General features: G+C 51.0%; 24 protein-coding genes. 5 read left to right on the top strand and 19 right to left on the bottom strand.

Annotated features, from left to right (window positions below; translation table 11 throughout):
• Positions 1-51: 51 nt before the first annotated feature.
• Positions 52-699 (bottom strand): hypothetical protein, encoded by a 648-nt coding sequence (locus EC843_RS05175; protein WP_121813830.1) that lies wholly within the window; start codon positions 697-699, stop codon positions 52-54.
• 326 nt (positions 700-1,025) lie between these two features.
• The gene (locus EC843_RS05170) at positions 1,026-1,523 is read right to left on the bottom strand and encodes a hypothetical protein (protein WP_133521810.1); all 498 of its coding nucleotides are present in this window, start codon (positions 1,521-1,523) and stop codon (positions 1,026-1,028) included.
• A 326-nt stretch (positions 1,524-1,849) separates the two neighbouring features.
• Here EC843_RS05170 and EC843_RS05165 point away from each other — a divergent pair, with 326 nt between their 5' ends.
• On the top strand, positions 1,850-2,350 hold the full coding sequence (locus EC843_RS05165; protein WP_064545485.1) for a very short patch repair endonuclease: 501 nt from the start codon (positions 1,850-1,852) through the stop codon (positions 2,348-2,350).
• Here the strand turns inward: EC843_RS05165 and yedA are convergent, their stop codons facing one another.
• Positions 2,351-3,268, bottom strand: a complete 918-nt coding sequence (yedA, locus tag EC843_RS05160) for a drug/metabolite exporter YedA (protein ID WP_064545487.1) — start codon at positions 3,266-3,268, stop codon at positions 2,351-2,353. It lies immediately after the preceding gene.
• A gap of 177 nt (positions 3,269-3,445) precedes the next feature.
• On the opposite strand from yedA, the gene EC843_RS05155 reads away from it, so the two are divergent.
• From EC843_RS05155 to dgcQ, 3 genes are all read left to right on the top strand, one after another.
• On the top strand, positions 3,446-4,360 hold the full coding sequence (locus EC843_RS05155; protein WP_064545490.1) for a DUF808 domain-containing protein: 915 nt from the start codon (positions 3,446-3,448) through the stop codon (positions 4,358-4,360).
• Between the two features lie 92 nt (positions 4,361-4,452).
• Positions 4,453-4,632, top strand: coding sequence for a DUF2158 domain-containing protein (locus EC843_RS05150; protein ID WP_064545493.1), 180 nt, complete (start codon positions 4,453-4,455; stop codon positions 4,630-4,632).
• Positions 4,633-4,845: 213 nt separating this feature from the next.
• Positions 4,846-6,522 carry a cellulose biosynthesis regulator diguanylate cyclase DgcQ gene (gene dgcQ / locus EC843_RS05145; protein ID WP_133521809.1) on the top strand — a complete coding sequence of 559 codons (1,677 nt, stop codon included), beginning with the start codon at positions 4,846-4,848 and terminating at the stop codon, positions 6,520-6,522.
• A gap of 1 nt (position 6,523) precedes the next feature.
• On the opposite strand, the gene EC843_RS05140 is transcribed toward dgcQ, so the two are convergent.
• Entirely contained in the window at positions 6,524-7,345 is an 822-nt protein-coding gene (locus tag EC843_RS05140; protein WP_064545497.1) for a mannosyl-3-phosphoglycerate phosphatase-related protein, read from the bottom strand.
• 426 nt (positions 7,346-7,771) lie between these two features.
• On the bottom strand, positions 7,772-7,993 hold the full coding sequence (gene yodD, locus EC843_RS05135) for a YodD family peroxide/acid resistance protein (protein WP_064545499.1): 222 nt from the start codon (positions 7,991-7,993) through the stop codon (positions 7,772-7,774).
• Between the two features lie 101 nt (positions 7,994-8,094).
• Between yodD and dsrB the strand changes: the two genes are divergently transcribed.
• Positions 8,095-8,283 (top strand): protein DsrB, encoded by a 189-nt coding sequence (gene dsrB / locus EC843_RS05130; protein ID WP_064545501.1) that lies wholly within the window; start codon positions 8,095-8,097, stop codon positions 8,281-8,283.
• 110 nt (positions 8,284-8,393) lie between these two features.
• Here dsrB and rcsA read toward each other — a convergent pair whose 3' ends face one another.
• From rcsA to fliF, 14 genes are all read right to left on the bottom strand, one after another.
• The gene (rcsA, locus tag EC843_RS05125) at positions 8,394-9,017 is read right to left on the bottom strand and encodes a transcriptional regulator RcsA (protein ID WP_064545503.1); all 624 of its coding nucleotides are present in this window, start codon (positions 9,015-9,017) and stop codon (positions 8,394-8,396) included.
• A gap of 216 nt (positions 9,018-9,233) precedes the next feature.
• Positions 9,234-10,019 (bottom strand): flagellar biosynthetic protein FliR, encoded by a 786-nt coding sequence (gene fliR / locus EC843_RS05120; RefSeq protein ID WP_064545505.1) that lies wholly within the window; start codon positions 10,017-10,019, stop codon positions 9,234-9,236.
• Entirely contained in the window at positions 10,016-10,285 is a 270-nt protein-coding gene (gene fliQ, locus EC843_RS05115; RefSeq protein ID WP_064545507.1) for a flagellar biosynthesis protein FliQ, read from the bottom strand. The genes fliR and fliQ overlap by 4 nt, the downstream gene beginning before the upstream one ends.
• Before the next feature lie 11 nt (positions 10,286-10,296).
• Complete coding sequence (fliP, locus tag EC843_RS05110) at positions 10,297-11,034, bottom strand: flagellar type III secretion system pore protein FliP (RefSeq protein WP_064545509.1); 738 nt, start codon at positions 11,032-11,034, stop codon at positions 10,297-10,299.
• A complete protein-coding gene (gene fliO, locus EC843_RS05105) occupies positions 11,034-11,426 on the bottom strand; it encodes a flagellar biosynthetic protein FliO (protein ID WP_133521808.1) in 393 nt (130 codons plus the stop codon). Before fliO ends, fliP begins: the two co-directional genes overlap by 1 nt.
• A gap of 4 nt (positions 11,427-11,430) precedes the next feature.
• On the bottom strand, positions 11,431-11,841 hold the full coding sequence (gene fliN / locus EC843_RS05100; protein ID WP_064545513.1) for a flagellar motor switch protein FliN: 411 nt from the start codon (positions 11,839-11,841) through the stop codon (positions 11,431-11,433).
• Entirely contained in the window at positions 11,838-12,842 is a 1,005-nt protein-coding gene (fliM, locus tag EC843_RS05095) for a flagellar motor switch protein FliM (RefSeq protein ID WP_133521807.1), read from the bottom strand. The genes fliN and fliM overlap by 4 nt, the downstream gene beginning before the upstream one ends.
• Positions 12,843-12,846: 4 nt before the next feature.
• Positions 12,847-13,314, bottom strand: a complete 468-nt coding sequence (gene fliL, locus EC843_RS05090) for a flagellar basal body-associated protein FliL (protein WP_064545585.1) — start codon at positions 13,312-13,314, stop codon at positions 12,847-12,849.
• 124 nt (positions 13,315-13,438) lie between these two features.
• A complete protein-coding gene (locus EC843_RS05085) occupies positions 13,439-14,659 on the bottom strand; it encodes a flagellar hook-length control protein FliK (RefSeq protein WP_243739126.1) in 1,221 nt (406 codons plus the stop codon).
• Positions 14,656-15,102, bottom strand: a complete 447-nt coding sequence (gene fliJ, locus EC843_RS05080; protein ID WP_064545519.1) for a flagellar export protein FliJ — start codon at positions 15,100-15,102, stop codon at positions 14,656-14,658. The genes EC843_RS05085 and fliJ overlap by 4 nt, the downstream gene beginning before the upstream one ends.
• Positions 15,103-15,184: 82 nt before the next feature.
• Positions 15,185-16,543, bottom strand: coding sequence for a flagellar protein export ATPase FliI (fliI, locus tag EC843_RS05075; protein ID WP_064545521.1), 1,359 nt, complete (start codon positions 16,541-16,543; stop codon positions 15,185-15,187).
• On the bottom strand, positions 16,543-17,244 hold the full coding sequence (gene fliH / locus EC843_RS05070; RefSeq protein WP_064545523.1) for a flagellar assembly protein FliH: 702 nt from the start codon (positions 17,242-17,244) through the stop codon (positions 16,543-16,545). Before fliH ends, fliI begins: the two co-directional genes overlap by 1 nt.
• Entirely contained in the window at positions 17,237-18,229 is a 993-nt protein-coding gene (fliG, locus tag EC843_RS05065) for a flagellar motor switch protein FliG (RefSeq protein ID WP_064545525.1), read from the bottom strand. The genes fliH and fliG overlap by 8 nt, the downstream gene beginning before the upstream one ends.
• Positions 18,226-19,908 carry a flagellar basal-body MS-ring/collar protein FliF gene (gene fliF / locus EC843_RS05060; RefSeq protein WP_064545527.1) on the bottom strand — a complete coding sequence of 561 codons (1,683 nt, stop codon included), beginning with the start codon at positions 19,906-19,908 and terminating at the stop codon, positions 18,226-18,228. The genes fliG and fliF overlap by 4 nt, the downstream gene beginning before the upstream one ends.
• Positions 19,909-19,969 lie beyond the last annotated feature (61 nt).

The following is a 19,969-nucleotide window of genomic DNA, read 5'->3' as shown; positions in this document are numbered from 1 at the left end:
TATTGAAAACACTGGCAACTTCTTTATACGTATGTCGGAAGTTGCTTTTTATTATCTTAACCGGATGAGCGTCTTTACAAAGGAATGATCACTATTCCGGCCTGGTATATTAATTTTTAATGCATAATTTTTATCACGTAACGTATTGCACGCCACAGCGATCCTTTTGGGTGTCCAGATATACTGTTCGCCACCAAATAACCCAAATGCCTTATGGTATAAAGGTGACCCTTTTAACCCAGCCTTGAGAACCCGACTGACAACAGTGGCGCAGTTTTTTGACAGCGGAGAAAAAGACGGAATGGCACTGCTCTTTATTTTATGCCATTCTTTCAGCATGTTATAAGTATTTAAATCTCTCAGCCCATAAATAACATGCGGGCAATCAGCTTCATCATGAACATCACTCTTATAATCACTGGTGAAAAATTCAAACTTATGCGTTGAGTTATTGAAAGAACCTTCCCTATAGGCTGGTGTTTTTTTTACGTAGGAGGAAAGTTTGGATTTGGTTTTCCCTGGCCACCAACTGATATAAGGGCTGTTGTCGTCTAAGTCGCCAATCAGCATGGCTGCATGCCCCAGATGATGATCCTCAGGATACCAGATGAAAACCCAGGCATTTATTTCACCGGTAAAGGTACAGTTTTTGGCTTTTAGAAGAGCAACATCACAAAGTTTCTTTAAATTTTCAAACATAAAGACTCTAAATATAAAAGAAGAAGTATTGGAGAATTTTGAGTGGACGTTTTAGTTTCATTGTTACGTGAAAACAGATTCAATTTATTATAATAAATTGAGTGCTTTTCACAACTTATTATGTTGTTAAGATATTTGTAATACAGTAAAAGGAAATAATGATTTCATAGAGTTAGCTGAGGAATGTTATTTTTCGCTTAGGTGTATTTTTTCAACAAGTGTTTTATCAGGGTAATGTATGGCATTAACATCATTCATTCTCTCAATAAATTATTGTCGAGTGGATTAGTCTCAGCAACATCCACCCATTTTAAATGATTAAAAATTCATGTACCGCCATGTGTTCTTTTTTTCTCAATACTGGTTCCGTATCTGGCGGTCATAATACCCGTCTGGAATTCCATGGTTTTGATTTGTTCAAAAGCATCATTGCCGTCTTTAGCATCTAAAACCCGCAACTGAGCATTCAGTGATTTGATTAAAAGATCGCCATTTCCTTGATGCTGATAATCAGCACCTTCAAGGCAGGAAAGGGTTGCCAGACGGTCAAATAGCTGCAAGTCCTCAGACAGGAAAGCGTTCTGCGTCATATGAGTGCCGGTCTTTTGTTCCCACTGGTGAATAATCTCGCGCCGAAATTGTTCAGGTGCTGCCGTTTTACACAGGTTGATTATATCTGTGCCGAGCGTGAAGGTCGGCGCAATTTGCCCCTCGGTGACGGCATTCCAGTCAGTGACATAATCATCGGTGATATTATTTTCAGCGTCGCTGGCACAGGCATTGAATACGGCACAGAGCAGTAATGCCGGGATGATATATTTCATGGTATTTTATTTAAAACCCGTTATAGATGTTAATAATATTAACAATTGAAGCGTTAATTTATAATAAATAAAGATATGATGAATCTATGCTGCCACTTTAATTTGCCGGGTTAAAGCTGAAAATATTTCACTTGTTGGTTATAAATTAATCCGCTAGTGGTTAATTTATATTTGATACATGATGTTACGGGAAAACGTGTTTTGGCTTAATAGCCAAAAATGCACACAATCAGATCGCCAGTTATTATTTTTCAGCGTTCTGCTAATCTGGTAGCTAATCTGGTAGCTAATCAGGTGATTCCCGTTAGCCCATAAAAGGAACCGTGATGGTGGATGTCCACAGCAAGACTATTCGCAGTAAGAATATGCGGGCTATCGCAACGCGTGATACTGCTATCGAAAAGCGGTTGGCGGGTTTATTAAGCGAGTGCGGTTTTTCCTTCCGCACGCAGGACGCAACCCTTGCTGGCAGGCCAGATTTTGTCATCGATGAACACCGCTGCGTTATCTTCACCCACGGTTGTTTCTGGCATCACCACCACTGCTATTTATTTAAAGTTCCGGCAACGCGCACCGAATTCTGGCTGGAGAAAATAGGCAAAAATGTGGCGAGAGATAGTCGCGATTCAACGCGTTTATTAAGCGAAGGCTGGCGAGTACTTTTGGTTTGGGAATGTGCGCTGCGGGGCCGCGAAAAACTCAGTGACACCGCACTTTGTGAACGTCTGGAGGAGTGGATTTGCAGTGGCGGGCATCACGCACAAATTGACACCCTTGGCATACACGAACTTAAAGACGACGGGTGGCAAGCGCCACCCGCAGGCTGATTACTTCTCTACCTCACAGACTGTCACTACCGGCTTTGGGGGCAGTAGATATTTCCCTAAAGTCACCAACACCACGGCGAAAATAATCACGCCAAGCGCCAGCCATTCAATGGGCGATAAACTTTCCCCGGCAAAACCCGTTCCCAATAACACCGCAACCACAGGGTTGACGTAGGCGTAGCTGGTGGCAACTGCAGGCGCGACGTTACGAATCAGGTACATGTAAGCGCTGATGGCAATAATGGAACCAAATATAGAGAGGTAAGCCACCGCCGCAAAACCTGCGGGGGTTGGTAAAGACGCAAGATGCTCACCGGTTAACGCGGAAGCGGCCAGCAACACAATCCCGGCCGCCAGCATTTCTACCGCTCCCGCCATTAAGCCCGTGGGGAGTTCGATGCGCGAACCGTAGACTGAACCGAAAGCCCAGCTAATCGAGCCAATCAAAATGAGCATGGCACCCCACGGATTACCGCTCAGGTTGCCGCCGCTATTGAGCAACACGATACCACCCAGACCAATCGCGATACCGAGCCATTCCAGCTTGCGAGTTTGAATACCGAACAAGCGGCTAAAGCACAGCGTAAATAGTGGAACGGTTGCCACCATCACCGCGGCAATACCTGAAGGAACATGTTGATGCTCAGCGACCGTAACAAAACCGTTGCCCACTGCCAGCAATAAGACGCCAACCAGTGCGGCGTTAAGCATCGGGCGTAAGGCGGGTAATTTATGGCCTCGCAGCAATAAAACCGCCATCAGCAATATGCCAGCGGCCATGAATCGCACCCCGGCCATCATAAACGGCGGCCAGCTTTTCACGCCAACGGCGATGGCAAAATACGTTGATCCCCAGATGATATATAACGCAAATAGAGCTGCAACCAAAGGCAACAACTGACCAGAACGAACGCGCATGTGTCTTCACATCCTTTAGCAAGAGAGCTAATAGTTAACGTCAAAACTATCTGACTGGCGAGCATTTTACTTGTTGTGATTATGTTAATTTTTATTGACAGCCTGCTTTGATTTTCGTTAATGCACTTTTCTTCCATATACTGTTAGGCAGACAAACTAAAAAAGGACGTTCATTTAATGGCTGGAAGTAGCTTATTAACCTTGCTGGATGATATCGCCACGCTGCTGGACGATATTTCGATGATGGGAAAAATGGCGGCGAAGAAGACGGCTGGGGTGCTGGGCGATGATTTGTCGCTCAACGCGCAACAGGTTTCTGGTGTAAGAGCTAACCGCGAAATACCTGTGGTCTGGCAGGTGGCGAAGGGTTCTGCCATCAACAAAGTGATCCTCGTTCCGCTGGCGCTGATCATCAGTGCATTTGCGCCGTGGGCTATCACGCCTTTATTGATGATTGGTGGCGCATTTCTTTGTTACGAAGGTGTTGAGAAAGTGGTGCACAACATTCATGCCCGCAAACACAAGGAAACGCCCGAAGCCCGCCAACAACGGCTTGATGAAATCGCCGCGCAGGACCCGCTGGTGTACGAAAAGGATAAAGTTAAAGGTGCCATTCGCACCGACTTTATTCTGTCTGCCGAAATTGTCGCGATTACCTTAGGGATTGTGGCAACGGCCCCTTTGCTTAACCAGGTGCTGGTGCTGTCCGGTATTGCCATTGTCGTGACCGTCGGGGTTTATGGCCTGGTGGGCATTATCGTTAAACTGGATGACCTCGGTTTTTGGCTGGTAGAAAAAAGCTCGGTGGTGGCTCGTGGCATCGGGAAAGGGCTATTAATTCTTGCCCCGTGGCTGATGAAATTCTTATCAGTAGTCGGCACATTGGCGATGTTCCTGGTCGGCGGCGGTATTTTGGTGCACGGCGTGCCAGTGTTGCATCACGCCATTGAAGACTGGGCGCAGAAGTTGGGCGGCATTGCTCATTTGCTGGGGCCAACAGTGGCGAATCTGGTGATCGGATTTATCATCGGGGCCATTGTGCTGGCAGTCGTAAATGGCATAAGTCGCTTGCGTAACAACACAGTTCACTAATTTTTTGCAGTTATTTACGCTTATCACCAGGCAAAACAGCAGGTCATTGTCTATAACTGTAGAAGTTTTCACCCCTGATACAGGAGGCAGTTATGGTCTTTGTGGTCAGCGATGAAGTCCAACCTAAGAATGGTGGCCCAAGGATGATTGTTACCGGGTTTTCCAGCGGTATGGTGGAGTGTCGTTGGTATGATGGTTATGGTGTAAAGCGTGAGGCCTTCCGCGAGGATGATTTAGCCCCACTGGCAACAAGGAGCGCCTCACAAGGATAAACCTGAAACGCCCGGTCAATGATCGGGCGTTTTTATTTCTTGAATACCGTCAGTTGCGGGAATGATATACTTTTCATGAATATGTTTATGATTAGTAATCACTGCGAGTGATAATATGCAGCACTATTAATCAGAACCGTCCCAGCTTTGCGAGAAAAAATTACGGCAGTTGTGACAGGCTTTTAGATGATTGCGGTATCCGGGAGAGTGTGAGTGTTTGGCGATGCAATTCAGCGCGAGATAAGCCGTTTCAAAAGTCCAGGGAAGGTGGTTAACCTTTGTTTTATCGTGGTATTTATCTTTTCCACTGTGCTGACATGGCGTGAAGCTGTGGTGCTAGAAGGTGCCTACGTTGCCAATCAGCGCAATAGCCTCGACAGCGTTGCGACCCTGCTCGACAGGCAACTTCAGCACAACATTGATAGCCTGCTGTTTTATCGCAATACCATGCACTATGCGCTGCAATCTCCCATCTCAACGGACCGAACTCGTAAATCCCTGGCTGAGTTTGACCTTTTCCGCACCCAACCTTTTTGGCAATTACGGCTGGATCTACATCGCAGCTTGCCGATGAATGGCGTGTCGGACGAATTTGTTAACAGTAGCCCGTTGCTTGAACGCGATGACGAGACTCTCCACACGGAGCTTAGCGCAGCCCTTGAATTGAGCTATATCATGCGCTTATCAGACCGCTCGCGCACGTTACCACAACGGATATTTTATGCATCGCGCAGTGGTTTTTTTCTCTCCAGCACCGCTCCTGTTAATGACCCGAAGATAGTCTCGCTGTATTACCGTTTGATCGCGCAACCCTATTTTTCTTCTCAGTCGCCGCAAAATAACCCCTCGCGGGTTTTGCGATGGACGCACACCTTTAACCCGAACAGCACTTCCGGGCAGATAATCACGGCGGCGATTCCACTGGATTTCAACGGGCGTTGGTACGGCGTGCTGGCGCTAGATTACCCGATTGACTCGTTGCATAGCTTCTTACAACAAGCCAAATATGACGATCATGAGGGTACGGTGCTGCTCTATGACAACGAACTCAATCCAATCGCGACTTCGGCTAAACGGATGCCGAAACATGCGTTATTTACCGCTCCTCAACTGGCTCAAATTGCCAATGCCGTGACGGTAGCGAAGCCCGGAGAGCAGGGTGAGTTACGTTTGGATACTCGTTTTATTACCTGGGCGAAACTCAACAACTTCGACGGCTTGCTGATAAAAGTTCATACCCTGGAAGAGGGGGTGCGTGGTGAATTTGGGCGTATTAGTATCGTGCTCAGCGTGTTGTGGTTGTTATCCACCCTAATGCTGTTTGTGTCGTGGATGGTGATCCGCCGCCTGGTGAGTAATATGTTCAGCCTGCAACAAACGCTGAGCTGGCGCGCGAATTACGACACATTAACCCGTTTATACAATCGCGGCGCTTTCTTCGAGATTGCGAACAAAATCGCCCAGGAATGTAAGCAGCAAGCGCAACCGTTCTCTGTCATTCAGATGGACCTTGATCTCTTCAAAAGTATTAACGACAGGTTTGGTCACAGCAGTGGCGATAAAGTCCTGACACATGCCGCCGCGATGCTCAGTGATGCGTTTCGCCAGGGTGATGTCGCCGGGCGAGTGGGCGGAGAAGAGTTCTGTATCGTTTTGCCTGACACGACACTGGAAGAAGCGGTAAAAGTGGCGGAGCGCATCAGAGTGCGTATCAACAGCAAAGAGTTGCTGTTAAAGCAGGGGAACACCACCAGAATCAGTGCGTCGTTCGGCGTTAGTAGCGCGCTGGAATTTAACGATTACGACTTCGAACGGCTGCAATCTTACGCCGATCACCGCTTGTACAAAGCGAAGCAGGGCGGACGTAATCAGGTCTGTAGTCACGACTAAATCAGCGAGACGGGGTGGTGATGAAGTGGTCAAGACCCTCTTTCCATCCTTCAGGGCCGTAGTTCTGGCTGCGATACACGCGCTGTGGGGTGTCGTTTTGCAGCGTGATGGGTTGCCTGCTGTAACCTTTGACGACAACCGCGTAGTCGACGCTATCGAGCAGTAAAGCGTCACTTGGGCTGTCACCAAGCCCAATGGTGATGTAAGTTTTCCCTTCGCGTTGCTGAAATTGCTGTTGCAGCCAGTGAATGGCTTTGTCTTTGCCCGCCTGCATATCGAGAACATGCCAGAATCGCCCGCCTTGCAACATCATCAAACCCAGCGAGGCAAGCTGTTCGCTAAACGCGGTCATCATCTCCTCGCTATCGCGCCAGATTAATGTCTCCGAGGCTTCATTAAGTTTCGCAAGGCTTGCCTGTGTGCGTGTCAGTCCCGTCAGTTCGCAAAGGATGTGCTCGTCGACATCGGCAAAACAGGTGAATTTGAAGCCAAATTTCTGGCGCAGTTTATCGAGCACAGCAAACAGTTCTTGATGGTGAATTCCGGTCAACAGGCGAGGGTAGGCATCACTGTCACTCCATCGGGCGTCAAGCTGAATCACCGCGCCGTTTTCAGCAATAAATGGCAGGCCCGTTAACGAAAGTTCGTGTTGCCAGTCCAGGATTTCAGCGGCGCTTTTCGCACTACATAAAATTAGCGGGATGCCGTGTTGACGGAGCACACTGATCCACGGACTGGCGGCTTCCCAGCGATAGGAATGATGCTCCAGCAGCGTGCCATCAAGATCTGAAATGATTAATAACGGATCGTGCAAAAGTGGCATGGCGCTTCTCCTAAAATTCAAATAGTGAGATCCCGGTGCTTAAGAATCTTCTCAATCAAACTAACCACTTAATCCTTTATGGGTAGGCAAACAACGACCGGAAAGCCGCGGCTGATAAGGAGTTCAGGGCCCGTTTCACCCCGTCATATTCAAAATATAAATATGCATATGGTGAATATTTCATTGTGTTGAAATAAATCTGAGGTAATGTGAACGCACATCAGATTTCCTGATGTAACGAATTTTTCAAGTGCTTCTTGCTTACGCAAGTTTAATCCCGGCGACTCTGCCGGGATTTTTTTACCCTTCATACTTCAAGCTGCAGGTGCGTTGACTGCATTCCCTCACCCGAATCACTTACTTAAGTAAGCTCATCGGGATTCACTCATTTGCCGCCTTCCTGCAACTCAATTATTTTGGGGATATCTAGCGGTTCACTTCATTGACACTAAAATCGTGTATATCCAACTCGAAGGCTTCCGCCAGTTCGGTGTAGGTATGCCAGGTGCGTCCATCGATACTGACCCGATGGGGATCGTCGCTATCGCTCGCACGCGTAACTTCACTTTCGCTGATCTCATTGATGGCCGCCAGTAACGCATCAACATCGATACGCGCGCTATCATTGAGTTCTTTCGTGCTCTTCATGCCGTAGTCCTCCAGGGGTACCCGAGATTAAGTATAGACACCCGATGCGAATGAGTCGTTTTTGATCTAAACTGGCACAAAGAAACCGGAGGGATTTTGTTATGAATATCAACGATCGCGTCACCGTGAAAACCGATGGCGGCCCGCGTCGGCCAGGCGTGGTATTAGCTGTTGAGCAATTTAGCGAAGGGACGATGTACCTGGTGTCGCTGGAAGAGTATCCGTTGGGCATCTGGTTTTTTAACGAGTCAGGCCACCCGGATGGTATTTTTGTAGAACGCTCGGAGTAGTCTGTTGCTGGGTGGTTCTGGTGGAGTCGCTCGCGCTAATCCACCCCACACCTGCCGTTCCCTGGTCGGATTAGCGTAGCGACATCCGACATTCACTTGCGGTTTAATCTCTAACGCAAATTAACAAAAATACCATTCGTCACATTATCCGTCAGGCGCACCACATGATAAATCACCTGCTTATTATGGGTTTTTATCTTGCGTTTTATATTTCCTTTATGCGATGACACCGTTTTTGCTTTGATATTCATCTGATCTGATATTTGAATGGTGCCTTGCCCGGACATCCACATTTTAAGCATGCTCGACTCAGTGCGGCTTAATGATAACGTGGGTAAATTAATATGGCCGATGCAATGCGCATTTTTTGCTAAATATTCCGAAAGGATTTCATCTAGTGATTCGGGTTTTATTGATTTGGAGCTAATTAACAGATTGCTGCGAACCAAAAGATATTCATCAAAATGAATATTAGCAATTGCCATAAAGACTAAAAATAATGTATTGGGATGCTGATTAATGATCTGCTTAATTTTCTCGCTGCTCTGAGCATCATGGATGAAACAGTCTTCATTAATAAACACCACATTAGGTGACTGCGACTCACAGGCGTGAGCCAGCTCCTCGGTAGTCTCCACGTTGGTCATCTGCCGTTTTCGGATGCCACGGCTGGTCAAATATCCTGTTAATCCTAGCCGGGTATAACTGCATAAATCCATAATGATCGTTGACATAACATTCCCCCCCTTTTACCCGCGAAGTATTTTTAGGCATAACAACTATCCAGTAAAGTTATGTATAATTTGCTAAGAAATTTCTCAAAGTAAAGTGAATGTTAGATTCTGTGAGATAAGTAAAAGCATATAAGCCGCGCCGGATATATCCTGGTGGATGTTATTTAAGAAAGCTTTTAGGAATATCCTCATGAAGGCTATACAAATAATGTGGGATTAATTTGCGGGTATTTCACTCACAATATCAGCAAGCAAATTAAATACTTCACTAAATAAATGCTCGGCGAAAGGAGCCATCAAAGGAATTAAGGCAGTCATGACTAACATACCGACGGCAAGAGTCAGTGGAAAACCAATCACAAACACCGAAAGTTGTGGGGACATACGGTTGAGTAAACCCAGAGCAATGTTCAGGGTCAGCAATAACGTTATCAGCGGCAGTGCCAGCATCAAACCGTTAAGGAAGATTAAACCACCCGCACGCGTCAGCGCCATAAACGCATTACTGTTGATCGGGTCACCGCCGATCGGCAGGGTGTGAAAAGTGTCGACCAGCATCGAAATCAGCCATAGATGACCGTTAAACATCAGAAACAGTAGCATCGCCAGCATATCTATAAACCGCGCCAGCACCGGCATGTTCAGACGGCTGCCAGGGTCAAAGAAGGTGGCGAAAGACAGTCCCATCTGTAAACCGATGATTTCCCCGGCGGTGCGGATAGCAGCAAAGGCAAACTGCATGGTGAAGCCCAGCGCAATGCCAATCAGAATTTGCTGTGCTGCGAGCCAAAAGCCCGCCGCTGAGAAAATAGTCACATCAGATGCGGGAATGGTGGGGGCGATTATCCAGGTGATCATCAGCGCGAGGCCGACTTTCACCTTTTTGGAAATAGAACGCTCACTGAGAATGGGAGCGGTTGAGATCAGGGCCAGAATACGAATAAATGGCCAGAATCCCATACTCAGTAAGGTGAGCCACTGCCCGCTATCAACGTGAATCATCCAATGTTCATCGGGATGTTCGTTAGCAGCGTGCGCATGTAGTCCAGCAACAGATTAAGCATCCATGGCCCGGCGACGATAATCGTGACAAACACCGCCAGAATTTTTGGGATGAACGAAAGAGTCATTTCGTTAATCTGTGTGGCGGCTTGCAACATGCTGATGATAAGACCGGTGACCAGAGCCACCATCAACAGCGGGGCGGCGAGCGCCAAAGCCACTTTCATCGCTTCGGTGCCCATCATCATGACCGACTCAGGAGTCATCTTTTTCCCCTCTAACTGTAGAAACTTTGCGCCAGCGAGCCGACCAGCAATTGCCAGCCATCCACCAGGACAAACAGCATTAATTTAAAGGGCAGGGCAATGGTTGCCGGTGGCACCATCATCATCCCCAACGCCATCAGCACGCTGGCGATCACCAGGTCGATAATCAAAAACGGAATGAACACCGTAAAGCCAATCTGGAAAGCCGTTTTCAGCTCGCTGGTAACATAGGCCGGAAGCAATATGCGCATCGGTACCACTTCCGGGCCTTCGAGCGGTGGCGTATTCGCCAGACGGGCAAACAACGCCAGATCCGCTTCACGGGTTTGGCGCAGCATGAACTCGCGCAGCGGTTGAGAACCTTTTTCCAGCGCTTCATCCATCTGGATTTTGTTTTCACTAAACGGCTGATAGGCATCGGTATAAATTTTATCGAACACCGGAGCCATAATGAAAAAGGTCAAAAACAGCGCCAGCCCCAGCAGTACCTGGTTTGGCGGTGCAGACGGCGTACCCAATGCACTACGCAGCAGGCCAAAAACAATAATGATGCGCGTGAAGCTGGTCATCATCAGCAAGATGGCCGGTAAAAAGGTCAGCGAGGTGATAAACACCAGCGTCTGAACCGGTAGCGACCAGCTTTGCCCGCCGTTGGACATCGGCTGGCTGATAAGCCCCGGTAATTGTGCGAAGGCGGCTGGCATCACAAGCAGCAAGCCGAGCAACGAGAAGGGGATCCAACGTTTCATCAATCTTTCCCGTTACGTTTAAGCAGGTTTTTCATCAGGCTTTTTTTCATCAAATCATGGAAATCAGCAGGGGCAACCGGGGAAACCGATTCACTGACCGCTGCGGCGGGCAGCGTATGCAGATGAGTAATTTGCCCGGCGGTGACGCCAAGTACCAGACGCGCGTCTGCGACATCCACAATCACCACCCGTTCGCGAGCGCCAACGCTACAACTGGCGCTGACTTTCATCTCTTTGCTGGAGCCGTTTTTGGGTGCCAGGCCAAAACGTTTTGCTACCCAGGCGGCAAGTAAGATAAAAATAATAATCGCCGTTAAGGCTCCGCTCACTTGCACCAACGAAGAGCCGGTGCTGGCGGCAGCCGGTTGCTGTACTATTGCCTGGGTTTTCATCGAATTAACGGCTCAGACGACGCATACGTTCAGATGGCGTAATGATGTCGGTGATGCGCACACCGTATTTGTCGGCCACGACGACCACTTCACCCTGGGCAATCAGATAGCCGTTGATCAGAATATCCAGCGGTTCGCCTGCCAGGCCATCCAGCGCCACCACCGAACCTTGCGATAAACGCAGCAGTTCTTTGATGGTCATACGGGTACGGCCCAGTTCCACTGTCAGCTTGACCGGAATGTCCATAATCAGGTCGATGTCCTGCATCGCCCCGGCAATGTCATTGCCTTCCAGCGCACGGAACACGCTGTCAGCGGTACTCTTGGTGGAGACTTTTTGTTCGTTTAGCGCATCAGCCCACAGATCGTCCACGGAGCCTGCATTGTCGTCGGACGGTTGATTAATATCACTCATTTGGGCTGTTCCTCGTTCAGCGAATTCAGGATTGGGTTGATCAAATGTTCGACGCGCAAAGCGTACTGACCGTTAAGCGTGCCGTACTGACTGGTCAGCACCGGAACACCGTCAACGTGCGCCAGAATGCGCTCCGGTTTATCCATCGGCAGCACGTCACCAGGTTTCAATTTTAAAATTTGCGACAGACGCAGCGGTATGTCAGCGAAGTTGGCTATCAGTTCCAGTTCGGAGTGCTGAACCTGGCGCACCAGCGTATCGCGCCAGCTTTGGTCTTCCTGGCGGGAGTTTTCCAGCGGCGGATTCACCAACAGCTCGCGCAACGGTTCAATCATGCTAAATGGCAGGCAGATATTAAACTCGCCGGTCAGGTTGCCTATCTCGACATGGAACGGAGTGTTCACCACGATGTCGTTTGGCGACGTGGTGATGTTGGTAAATTTCACCTGCATCTCGGAGCGCACATATTCCACATCGAGCGGATAAATCGCTTTCCACGCATCGCTGTACGATTCCAGTGCCAGTTTCAGCATGCGGTTAATCACCCGCTGTTCGGTATGGGTGAATTCGCGGCCTTCCACTTTTGTCGGGAAACGCCCGTCGCCACCAAACAGGTTATCCACGGCGATAAACACCAGGCTCGGTGAAAACACGAACAAACCGGTACCACGCAGCGGTTTGAGGTGCATCAGGTTGAGGTTGGTGGGTACCGGCAGATTGCGGGCAAATTCGTGATAGGGCTGAATGCGGATCGCCCCGACCGTGATGTCCGGGCTACGGCGTAACAGGTTAAACAACCCCATACGGAACTGACGGGCAAAACGCTCGTTGATAATTTCCAGCGCTTGCAGGCGTTCACGCACCACACGACGCTGAGTGTTAGGGTCATACGGACGAATGTCCGTTTCTGGCGACGAGCCAGCCTTCGGTTCGTCGCTACTGTCACTGTCGCCATTTAACAGTGCGTCAATTTCGGCCTGAGAAAGAATGCTATCGCCCATGGGATTACCGCAAAATAAAGGCGGTATACAGCACGTCGCTGACTGCCTGTTGGGGTTGCCCGGCGACAAGCGGTGGAGCCAGCGTATTCTTGATGGCTTCAACCAGTTTTTGTTTGCCTTCATCGGTCGCCAGGGCTGCACCATCCTGACGGGAGAACAGCAGCAGCAAGCGGCTACGCACTTCTGGCAGGAATTCGCTCAGGCGTTGACGCGTGGCATCGTCTTTCAGACGCAACGTGATACCGATGTACAACACGCGGTCAGCGTCACCGAGGTTAACGGTGAACGTATCCAGTGCGTAAAACACGGGCGCGGGTGGTGGCTCCGGTGCTTTCGTCTGAGCAGAAGCCGGTTCTTGCTTCATACGCCAGTAGCTGTAACCTGCGGTAGCACACGCTGCAAGAGTAATCAGGACCAGTAACATCATCCAGATGGAGCCCTTGCGGCTTTTTGGCAAAGCGGTGTCAGTCATAAAACGCATCTTTCCTGTATCGGTACTGCATATGGGTCAATTATCCCGTGTCTGCGGGCGTTCAAAGGCCCGAAAACAGGGGATTTTTATCTCTACATCTGACGTTTAGCTTAGGGAGAGCGGCTCAGGCAAAAATATCCACCGCGTTATTTCCCGACGCTAAACGTTGAATACTGGCAGGAACGGCCAGCGATTCAGACTCTCCCATCGACGGGAAGCTGCCTGCTGAACGTTGTGCCTGTTGCTGCTGTTGCCCGGATTGCTGTTGTTGCTGTTGTGCAAAACTTTCACTGCTGATACTGCTTTGCCCCAGCTGAATGCCGCTTTCCGCCAGCGCAATACGCAAGTTGGGCAGCGTGGCTTCGAGTGCGGCACGCACATGGCTGTGGGCTGAAACCATCTGCAATTGCGCCTGGTTATCGTCGAGTTTCATGCTGATTTGAATCTGGCCGAGATCTTCAGGATGAAGACGTAGCTCAGCCGTTTGCTGGCCCTGGCGGGTGAATAAAGCGATGTGCTGGCTTACCGACTGCTGCCACTCCTGGCTTCCCAGTTGTGCGCTAATCTGTGGTGCGACAGGCACGGCAATTTGTGTTGTGGCCGGTGTGGCAACGGTTGCGGTACTGAAGGCTGGTGCGGTGAGCGTTGATGTAGTGGCCGTATTGTTGGCGGCATTATCGCGGCTGCCATTTTCCACATTGTTTAAGGCGGCGAAGGTTTTCGTGTCGACCACGGGTTCGTTGCTGGTGGACGGCGCAGTATTCCCTAGCGTGGATTTATCCAGAAGCCCAGGGGTTTTGTCTAACGCGCTGGCGGTGTCACGGCTATCCGTCGTCAGGGTGTTTTTGATACCGCTGCCTGCGAGCAAAACATTTAGCGCGTTTGAACCCTCGCCATCCGTTTCAGGCTGCATATTCAGGGCGCTGGCGGTTGGCGTTTGCTGCGGCAACATGGCAAACAGGGCGCTCAACGCCTGCATATCCGCATTGCTCAGGGTATGGTTTTGCTCACTCGGCGCTTCAATTTGCACTGTTTTATCGTCACTGCTGGTTTTCTTCACATTAGCAAGCAGGGCGGAAAGTGCTTCTGGCGTGTCGAGATTGCCCAGCAGTGAGGCGAGAGTCACTTTTTCATCGGCAGTGCTGGTGCCTTTGCTCGCCGTTTTATTCAGCGCGGCTTCAAGCGACACGGTTTTGCCGTCTGCCAGCGAAATCTCGCCGGGTAACGCTTTACCGAGCAGGCTCAGAAAATCTTCGCTGAAACCTTTATCTGCGACGGTGGCACCGCCCGCAGTAGTCGAGCGGCTTGCGACATCAGGAGAAGTGATTATCAGGGGCTGCATCATTGTTCGACCTTCCTCAGTGTTGCCCGCTGGGCATATTCATCCATCAGTTTTTGATCAAGCTTGTTTTCGGCCAGTAACACCTGCGCGGCTTTTCGGTCTTGCAAAGTTTGCCAGGCCTGTAATCTTTTTTGCTTCTCTTGCCAGAAGTTGAGCGCCAGGTTGACCTTATTGTTCCACTGCGAGAGTTGCTGGCGGTGCTGGTCAATAGCTTTCTCAAGTGTCTGTATAAACTGCTGATAATTCTGCCAACGGTTACTGGCGATCCCCTGGCTCATGTTGTCATTCAGGCTGCTGCTGTATTCAAACTGATAGTTAATCAGCATGTTGAGTTGTTCTTCCGCCTGCTGGCAGCCGCGGCGCATTTCACCTAAGCGGACTGCTGCATCGTCGACCTCTTTTACTGCGAGGTCACACAGGGTATCCAGTGCGGTGCTTTGGTTCATACCGATCTCCCATCAAGCTAGTGTCGGATGGCGCTTCGCTTAACCGACCGACGAAACCCGTCATCCACCGTTGTTGTGAACATCAAACCCCAGGGAAAATAATCTCCAGTGACTGGCACGCTTCTTCCCAGCCGCTGCGCTCGAAAATCCCTTGCTGCAAAAAGGCTTCCAGTTGCGGCCACAACACAATGGCTTTGTCGAGCTGCGGATCGCTGCCTTTGGCATACGCGCCAACGCTGACTAAATCGCGATTACGCTGGAAGCTGGATAACAACTGCTTGAAATGACGAACACGGGCGTAGTGTTGGTCGGTAATGAGTGAGGTCATGGCGCGGCTGATGGAGGCTTCAATGTCGATAGCCGGATAATGGCCGCCTTCCGCAAGGCGGCGCGACAACACGATGTGACCATCAAGAATGGCGCGCGCGGAGTCGGCAATCGGATCTTGTTGGTCATCGCCTTCGGTCAACACGGTGTAAAACGCGGTAATCGAACCGCCGCCAGAGATACCGTTACCAGCACGTTCAACCAGCGCCGGGAGCTTGGCAAACACCGACGGCGGATAACCTTTGGTAGCCGGAGGTTCACCAATCGCCAGCGCGATTTCACGCTGCGCCATCGCATAGCGGGTGAGGGAGTCCATAATCAGCAACACATGCTGACCGCGGTCACGGAAATCTTCGGCGATGCGCGTGGCATACGCGGCACCCTGCATACGCAATAGCGGTGAAACATCTGCTGGAGCGGCAATCACCACCGAACGGGCGCGGCCTTCAGGGCCAAGAATATTCTCGATAAAGTCTTTAACCTCACGACCACGCTCACCGATTAAACCCACCACAATCACATCAGCCTGGGTATAACGCGCCATCATGCCCAACAGCACGCTCTTGCCGACGCCGGAGCCGGCGAACAGCCCCATACGCTGCCCACGCCCGACAGTCAGCAGTGCGTTAATTGGGCGCACGCCGACATCCAGAACGTGTTCGATAGGCGTTCGTTGTAACGGGTTGAATGGCGCGGCACCCAGCGCCCCCATAGTGGTGGTTTCAGGGGCCGGAAGGCTATCTAGTGGACGGCCACTTCCATCAAGTACCCGTCCTAATAGTGCCGGGCCAAGTGGCAATTGTTTCCCGCTATGCAGGCCACCTTCAGCGGTGGCGCGCGCGTAAACGCGAGCACCTGGCAAGATCCCTTCGACTTCCTCAAGGGGCATCAGGAACAGTTTCTTGCCGTTAAAACCGACAACTTCGCACTCAATATCTCTGGAGTGCTGTTCGATAATGCAGGTCGCCCCAAGGGGCAATTGCAAACCGGTGGCTTCCAGCACCAGGCCGGTGGCCCGTGTCAGTCGGCCATAACGGCGAACGGTGGGTAACTGTGACATCCGCGCTTCGAAATTATCGAGCGTGTTGAGCCAGCGTGTTAAACGGGCAGTCATCACAACACTCCTGGAGCTGCAAGGCGGCAGAGTTCCTGCCAGCGCGTTGCCACGCTTGCGTCGAGGTCGCCTTCATCGGCAGACACTTTGCAGCCGCCTTGATGCAGACTTGGGTCGCCACGCAGACGCCAGCCATGCAGGCTGAGTGTAGCGCCGAGCATTTCTTCAACACGTTGTAAATCATCGGGATGCACGCGCAACTGTGGTTTGCCACTGAACAGCGGCTCTTGTTGTAAAAGCGCCTGGATCTGTTTAATCAGCGCACTGTTATCAATGCCTTTTGACTCACCAATAACCTGACGTGCCGCTTCCAGTGCCATTTGCATCAAACGCGAAGCGATGACGCTATCGAGCGCATCCAGGGTGTACTGGAATTCACTAACCAGTTGCTGCATCCGCGCATGAACCGGTGCTTGCTGTTGCTTAGCTTCAGCCAGCCCCTGCTCCAGGCCTTGCTGAAAACCAGCGTTACGGCCTTCTTCTGCACCCGCTGTATGCCCTGCGGCATAACCCAGTTGATGACCTTGTTCGTGCGCCTGCATCTGCATTTGCGCCAGTTGCTGCTGCAAGTTGGGCTCGCTTTCTTCAGGCGATTCAGTGGGTTCATCTTCAGCATCAGAGGCGAACAATGGCTCAAATGCCTGCGACGGCGGTGCTAAATCGTCTGGCGTCCAGATTTTCCACGCAAGCCCGTTAGACATAAGTATCCTCGCTGGTGCCAATGACCATCTCGCCGGTTTCTGCCAGGCGACGAACGATAAGCAGAATGGCTTTCTGTTCGTTTTCTACCTGCGACAGGCGTACCGGGCCACGGTTGGAGAGGTCGTCGCGCAGAATATCTGCCGCACGTTGCGACATGTTGCGCAGGAATTTCTCGCGCAGTGGCTGTTCGGCACCTTTGAGGGCGATAAGCAGCGATTCGGACTCCACTTCCTGCAACAGGCGCTGGATGCTGCGGTCGTCGACTTCGACGAGGTTTTCGAACAGGAACATTTCGTCGATGATTTTTTGTGCCAGCTCGCCATCGAAGTCGCGAACGGCAGTGATAACCGCTTCTTCCTGCTGAGTTTTCATCAGGTTGATAATTTCTGCTGCCGTCCTCACGCCGCCCATTTTGCTGCGCTTGAGGTTTTGGCCGTCGAGCAGGTTGTTGAGCACTTCGGTCAACTCAGCCAATGCCGCAGGCTGCACGCCGCCGAAGGTCGCGATACGCAGCATCACGTCGTGGCGTAAACGCTCGTCGAACAACGCCAGAATATCTGCCGCCTGAGCACGTTTGAGGTGAACCAGGATGGTAGCGATAATTTGCGGGTGCTCGTCGCGAATCAGGTCCGCAGCACTTTGCGGTTCCATAAAGTTGAGCGTTTCCATGCCCGACGTGGTTTCGCGGGTTTCCAGAATATCTTCCAGCAGGCTGGAGGCACGCTCTTCGCCCAGGGCTTTGATCAACACCGAACGCAGATAATCGTTCGCGTTGACCGACAGCGCGGCGTACTGCTCGGCTTCTTGTTCGAACTCGGCCAACACCTCGGTCAGTTGCTTATTAGAAATCTGGCGAATGCTGGCCATCGCGGCACTGAGATGCTGGACTTCACGTGGACTGAGATGCTTGAACACCTCCGCCGCACGGTCTTCGCCAATGGTCATCAACAGAATGGCGCTTTTCTCTGTTCCGCTAATACTCATAGTTCGTTACTCATCCATTGGCGTATCACCAGCGCGACCACGCGCGGATCGTTATCAGACATCTCGCGAATACGCTGGCTCATGACTTCAGCGCCGAGGCGTTGGTTAACTTTGCGTTGCTGCTGCTGTTCGTCTTTCGTCAGGCGTACAGAAACGGCGTCTTCCTCTTCCACACGCTGGCGTTGGGCTTCAACCAGGGCTTGTTGTGCCATTTCTTTGCGTTGCAGTTGTGGGCGCACCACTTTGCGCCACAGCAGCCAGGCAACAATCAACACCAACAACCAACGACCGGCCGACATCAACATCTCGAAGAAGGCTTGTTGCTTCCAGAACGGCAGTTCCGCACTGGTTTCGTCGCTGGCGCTAAACGGTGAGTTAACGACATTGAGCGTATCGCCGCGTTTATCGGAATAACCCATCGCTTCACGCGTCAGATTTTCAATTTGCTTCATCTGATCGGCAGTCAATGGCAGTGGTTTGCCATCGGTAAGCTGGCGGTAGTTCACCACCACCGCGACAGACAGCCGCTGAACATCACCGACGTTCAACTTGGTATGCAAAATGGTGCGGTCGACCTCGTAGTTGGTGGTCTCGTCACGCTGGGTGTTACTCGAGCCACTCTGCGCAGAGGTGGATGTTGCCTGTGTTTGCTGCGGCTGAGCATTCGCTGGCGTAGCTTGTGGCGGTGTTGAAATGGGGGCGTTATTCGGTGGGGCAGGTTGGTTAGATAGTGCACCCGGCACACCACCTGGGTTACGGCCATTCACTTGCTCGCTTTGGTTAAGCTGGCGCGAACGCACCGCTGCCTGAGAGGGATCGCTGTTCGGGTGATACTGCTCTTGTGTTTGTTCTTTATTAGAGAAGTCAATTTGTGCGGTGACCTGCGCGTGGACATTATTGTTGCCGACAATCGGCCCAAGAATGGCTTCGATGCGGCGCTGGTAACGGCTTTCGACATCCATTGCATATTTAAGCTGTGCATCGTTAAGGTCACGGCCTGCGGTATTGGACTGCGTCAGCAAATGCCCGCCCTGGTCGACTAGCGTCACATTGCCTGGCGGCAAACCAGCAACCGCACTCGACACCATATGCACCACGGCACTGACTTGTCCTTCGTCTAACGCACGACCAGCTTCCAGGCTAAGTGTGACTGAAGCAGAAGGGGATTTTTGTTCGCGAACAAACAAAGAAGGTTTAGGCATCGCCAGATGCACACGCGCTGTCTTGACCGGGCCAAGCGTTTCGATGGTACGCGCCAGTTCGCCTTCCAGTGCGCGTTGGTAGTTCACCTGCTCGCTAAACTGGCTGATGCCAAACTTTTCTTGATCCAGTAATTCAAAGCCGACTGCGCCACCCTTCGGTAACCCTTGCTGTGCCATGCGCAAACGCAGATCGTAGACTTTATCTGCCGGGACCAAAATCGCGCTGCCGTTATCAGAGAAACGATAAGGCACATTCATCTGGGTCAGTTGAGTGACGATGGCACCGCCATCTTGCTCGGCCAGATTGCTGTACAGCACTTTGTAATCAGGCGTTTTGGCCCACAGCACCAGCGCGACAAGAATGGCGATAGCCGCAGCGCCTGCGACCGCTAGCGGGATTTTAGGATTTGCACGAATGCGGGCCAGCCACTCCTGGGTTTTGTTTTGCGGCGTTTGTGGCAGGCTTGCTGCGGTCATTGAGCACCTCGCAGCTGGGCGTAGACAACATATTTAATAGACAGAGTGAACAAAACGAGCT

It is taken from the genome of Buttiauxella sp. JUb87, assembly GCF_004361975.1.
Classification (GTDB): domain Bacteria; phylum Pseudomonadota; class Gammaproteobacteria; order Enterobacterales; family Enterobacteriaceae; genus Buttiauxella; species Buttiauxella ferragutiae.
The sequence above is the reverse complement of the archived record's forward strand: the minus strand, read 5'-3'. Positions and strand labels throughout refer to the sequence as shown.

Coding starts and splice junctions, on each gene's coding strand:
- EC843_RS05175 (WP_121813830.1), bottom strand. CDS start 699: ATGTTTGAAAATTTAAAGAAACTTTGTGATGTTGCTCTTCTAAAAGCC.
- EC843_RS05170 (WP_133521810.1), bottom strand. CDS start 1,523: ATGAAATATATCATCCCGGCATTACTGCTCTGTGCCGTATTCAATGCC.
- EC843_RS05165 (WP_064545485.1), top strand. CDS start 1,850: ATGGTGGATGTCCACAGCAAGACTATTCGCAGTAAGAATATGCGGGCT.
- yedA (WP_064545487.1), bottom strand. CDS start 3,268: ATGCGCGTTCGTTCTGGTCAGTTGTTGCCTTTGGTTGCAGCTCTATTT.
- EC843_RS05155 (WP_064545490.1), top strand. CDS start 3,446: ATGGCTGGAAGTAGCTTATTAACCTTGCTGGATGATATCGCCACGCTG.
- EC843_RS05150 (WP_064545493.1), top strand. CDS start 4,453: ATGGTCTTTGTGGTCAGCGATGAAGTCCAACCTAAGAATGGTGGCCCA.
- EC843_RS05140 (WP_064545497.1), bottom strand. CDS start 7,345: ATGCCACTTTTGCACGATCCGTTATTAATCATTTCAGATCTTGATGGC.
- yodD (WP_064545499.1), bottom strand. CDS start 7,993: ATGAAGAGCACGAAAGAACTCAATGATAGCGCGCGTATCGATGTTGAT.
- dsrB (WP_064545501.1), top strand. CDS start 8,095: ATGAATATCAACGATCGCGTCACCGTGAAAACCGATGGCGGCCCGCGT.
- rcsA (WP_064545503.1), bottom strand. CDS start 9,017: ATGTCAACGATCATTATGGATTTATGCAGTTATACCCGGCTAGGATTA.
- fliR (WP_064545505.1), bottom strand. CDS start 10,019: ATGATTCACGTTGATAGCGGGCAGTGGCTCACCTTACTGAGTATGGGA.
- fliQ (WP_064545507.1), bottom strand. CDS start 10,285: ATGACTCCTGAGTCGGTCATGATGATGGGCACCGAAGCGATGAAAGTG.
- fliP (WP_064545509.1), bottom strand. CDS start 11,034: ATGAAACGTTGGATCCCCTTCTCGTTGCTCGGCTTGCTGCTTGTGATG.
- fliO (WP_133521808.1), bottom strand. CDS start 11,426: ATGAAAACCCAGGCAATAGTACAGCAACCGGCTGCCGCCAGCACCGGC.
- fliN (WP_064545513.1), bottom strand. CDS start 11,841: ATGAGTGATATTAATCAACCGTCCGACGACAATGCAGGCTCCGTGGAC.
- fliM (WP_133521807.1), bottom strand. CDS start 12,842: ATGGGCGATAGCATTCTTTCTCAGGCCGAAATTGACGCACTGTTAAAT.
- fliL (WP_064545585.1), bottom strand. CDS start 13,314: ATGACTGACACCGCTTTGCCAAAAAGCCGCAAGGGCTCCATCTGGATG.
- EC843_RS05085 (WP_243739126.1), bottom strand. CDS start 14,659: ATGATGCAGCCCCTGATAATCACTTCTCCTGATGTCGCAAGCCGCTCG.
- fliJ (WP_064545519.1), bottom strand. CDS start 15,102: ATGAACCAAAGCACCGCACTGGATACCCTGTGTGACCTCGCAGTAAAA.
- fliI (WP_064545521.1), bottom strand. CDS start 16,543: ATGACTGCCCGTTTAACACGCTGGCTCAACACGCTCGATAATTTCGAA.
- fliH (WP_064545523.1), bottom strand. CDS start 17,244: ATGTCTAACGGGCTTGCGTGGAAAATCTGGACGCCAGACGATTTAGCA.
- fliG (WP_064545525.1), bottom strand. CDS start 18,229: ATGAGTATTAGCGGAACAGAGAAAAGCGCCATTCTGTTGATGACCATT.
- fliF (WP_064545527.1), bottom strand. CDS start 19,908: ATGACCGCAGCAAGCCTGCCACAAACGCCGCAAAACAAAACCCAGGAG.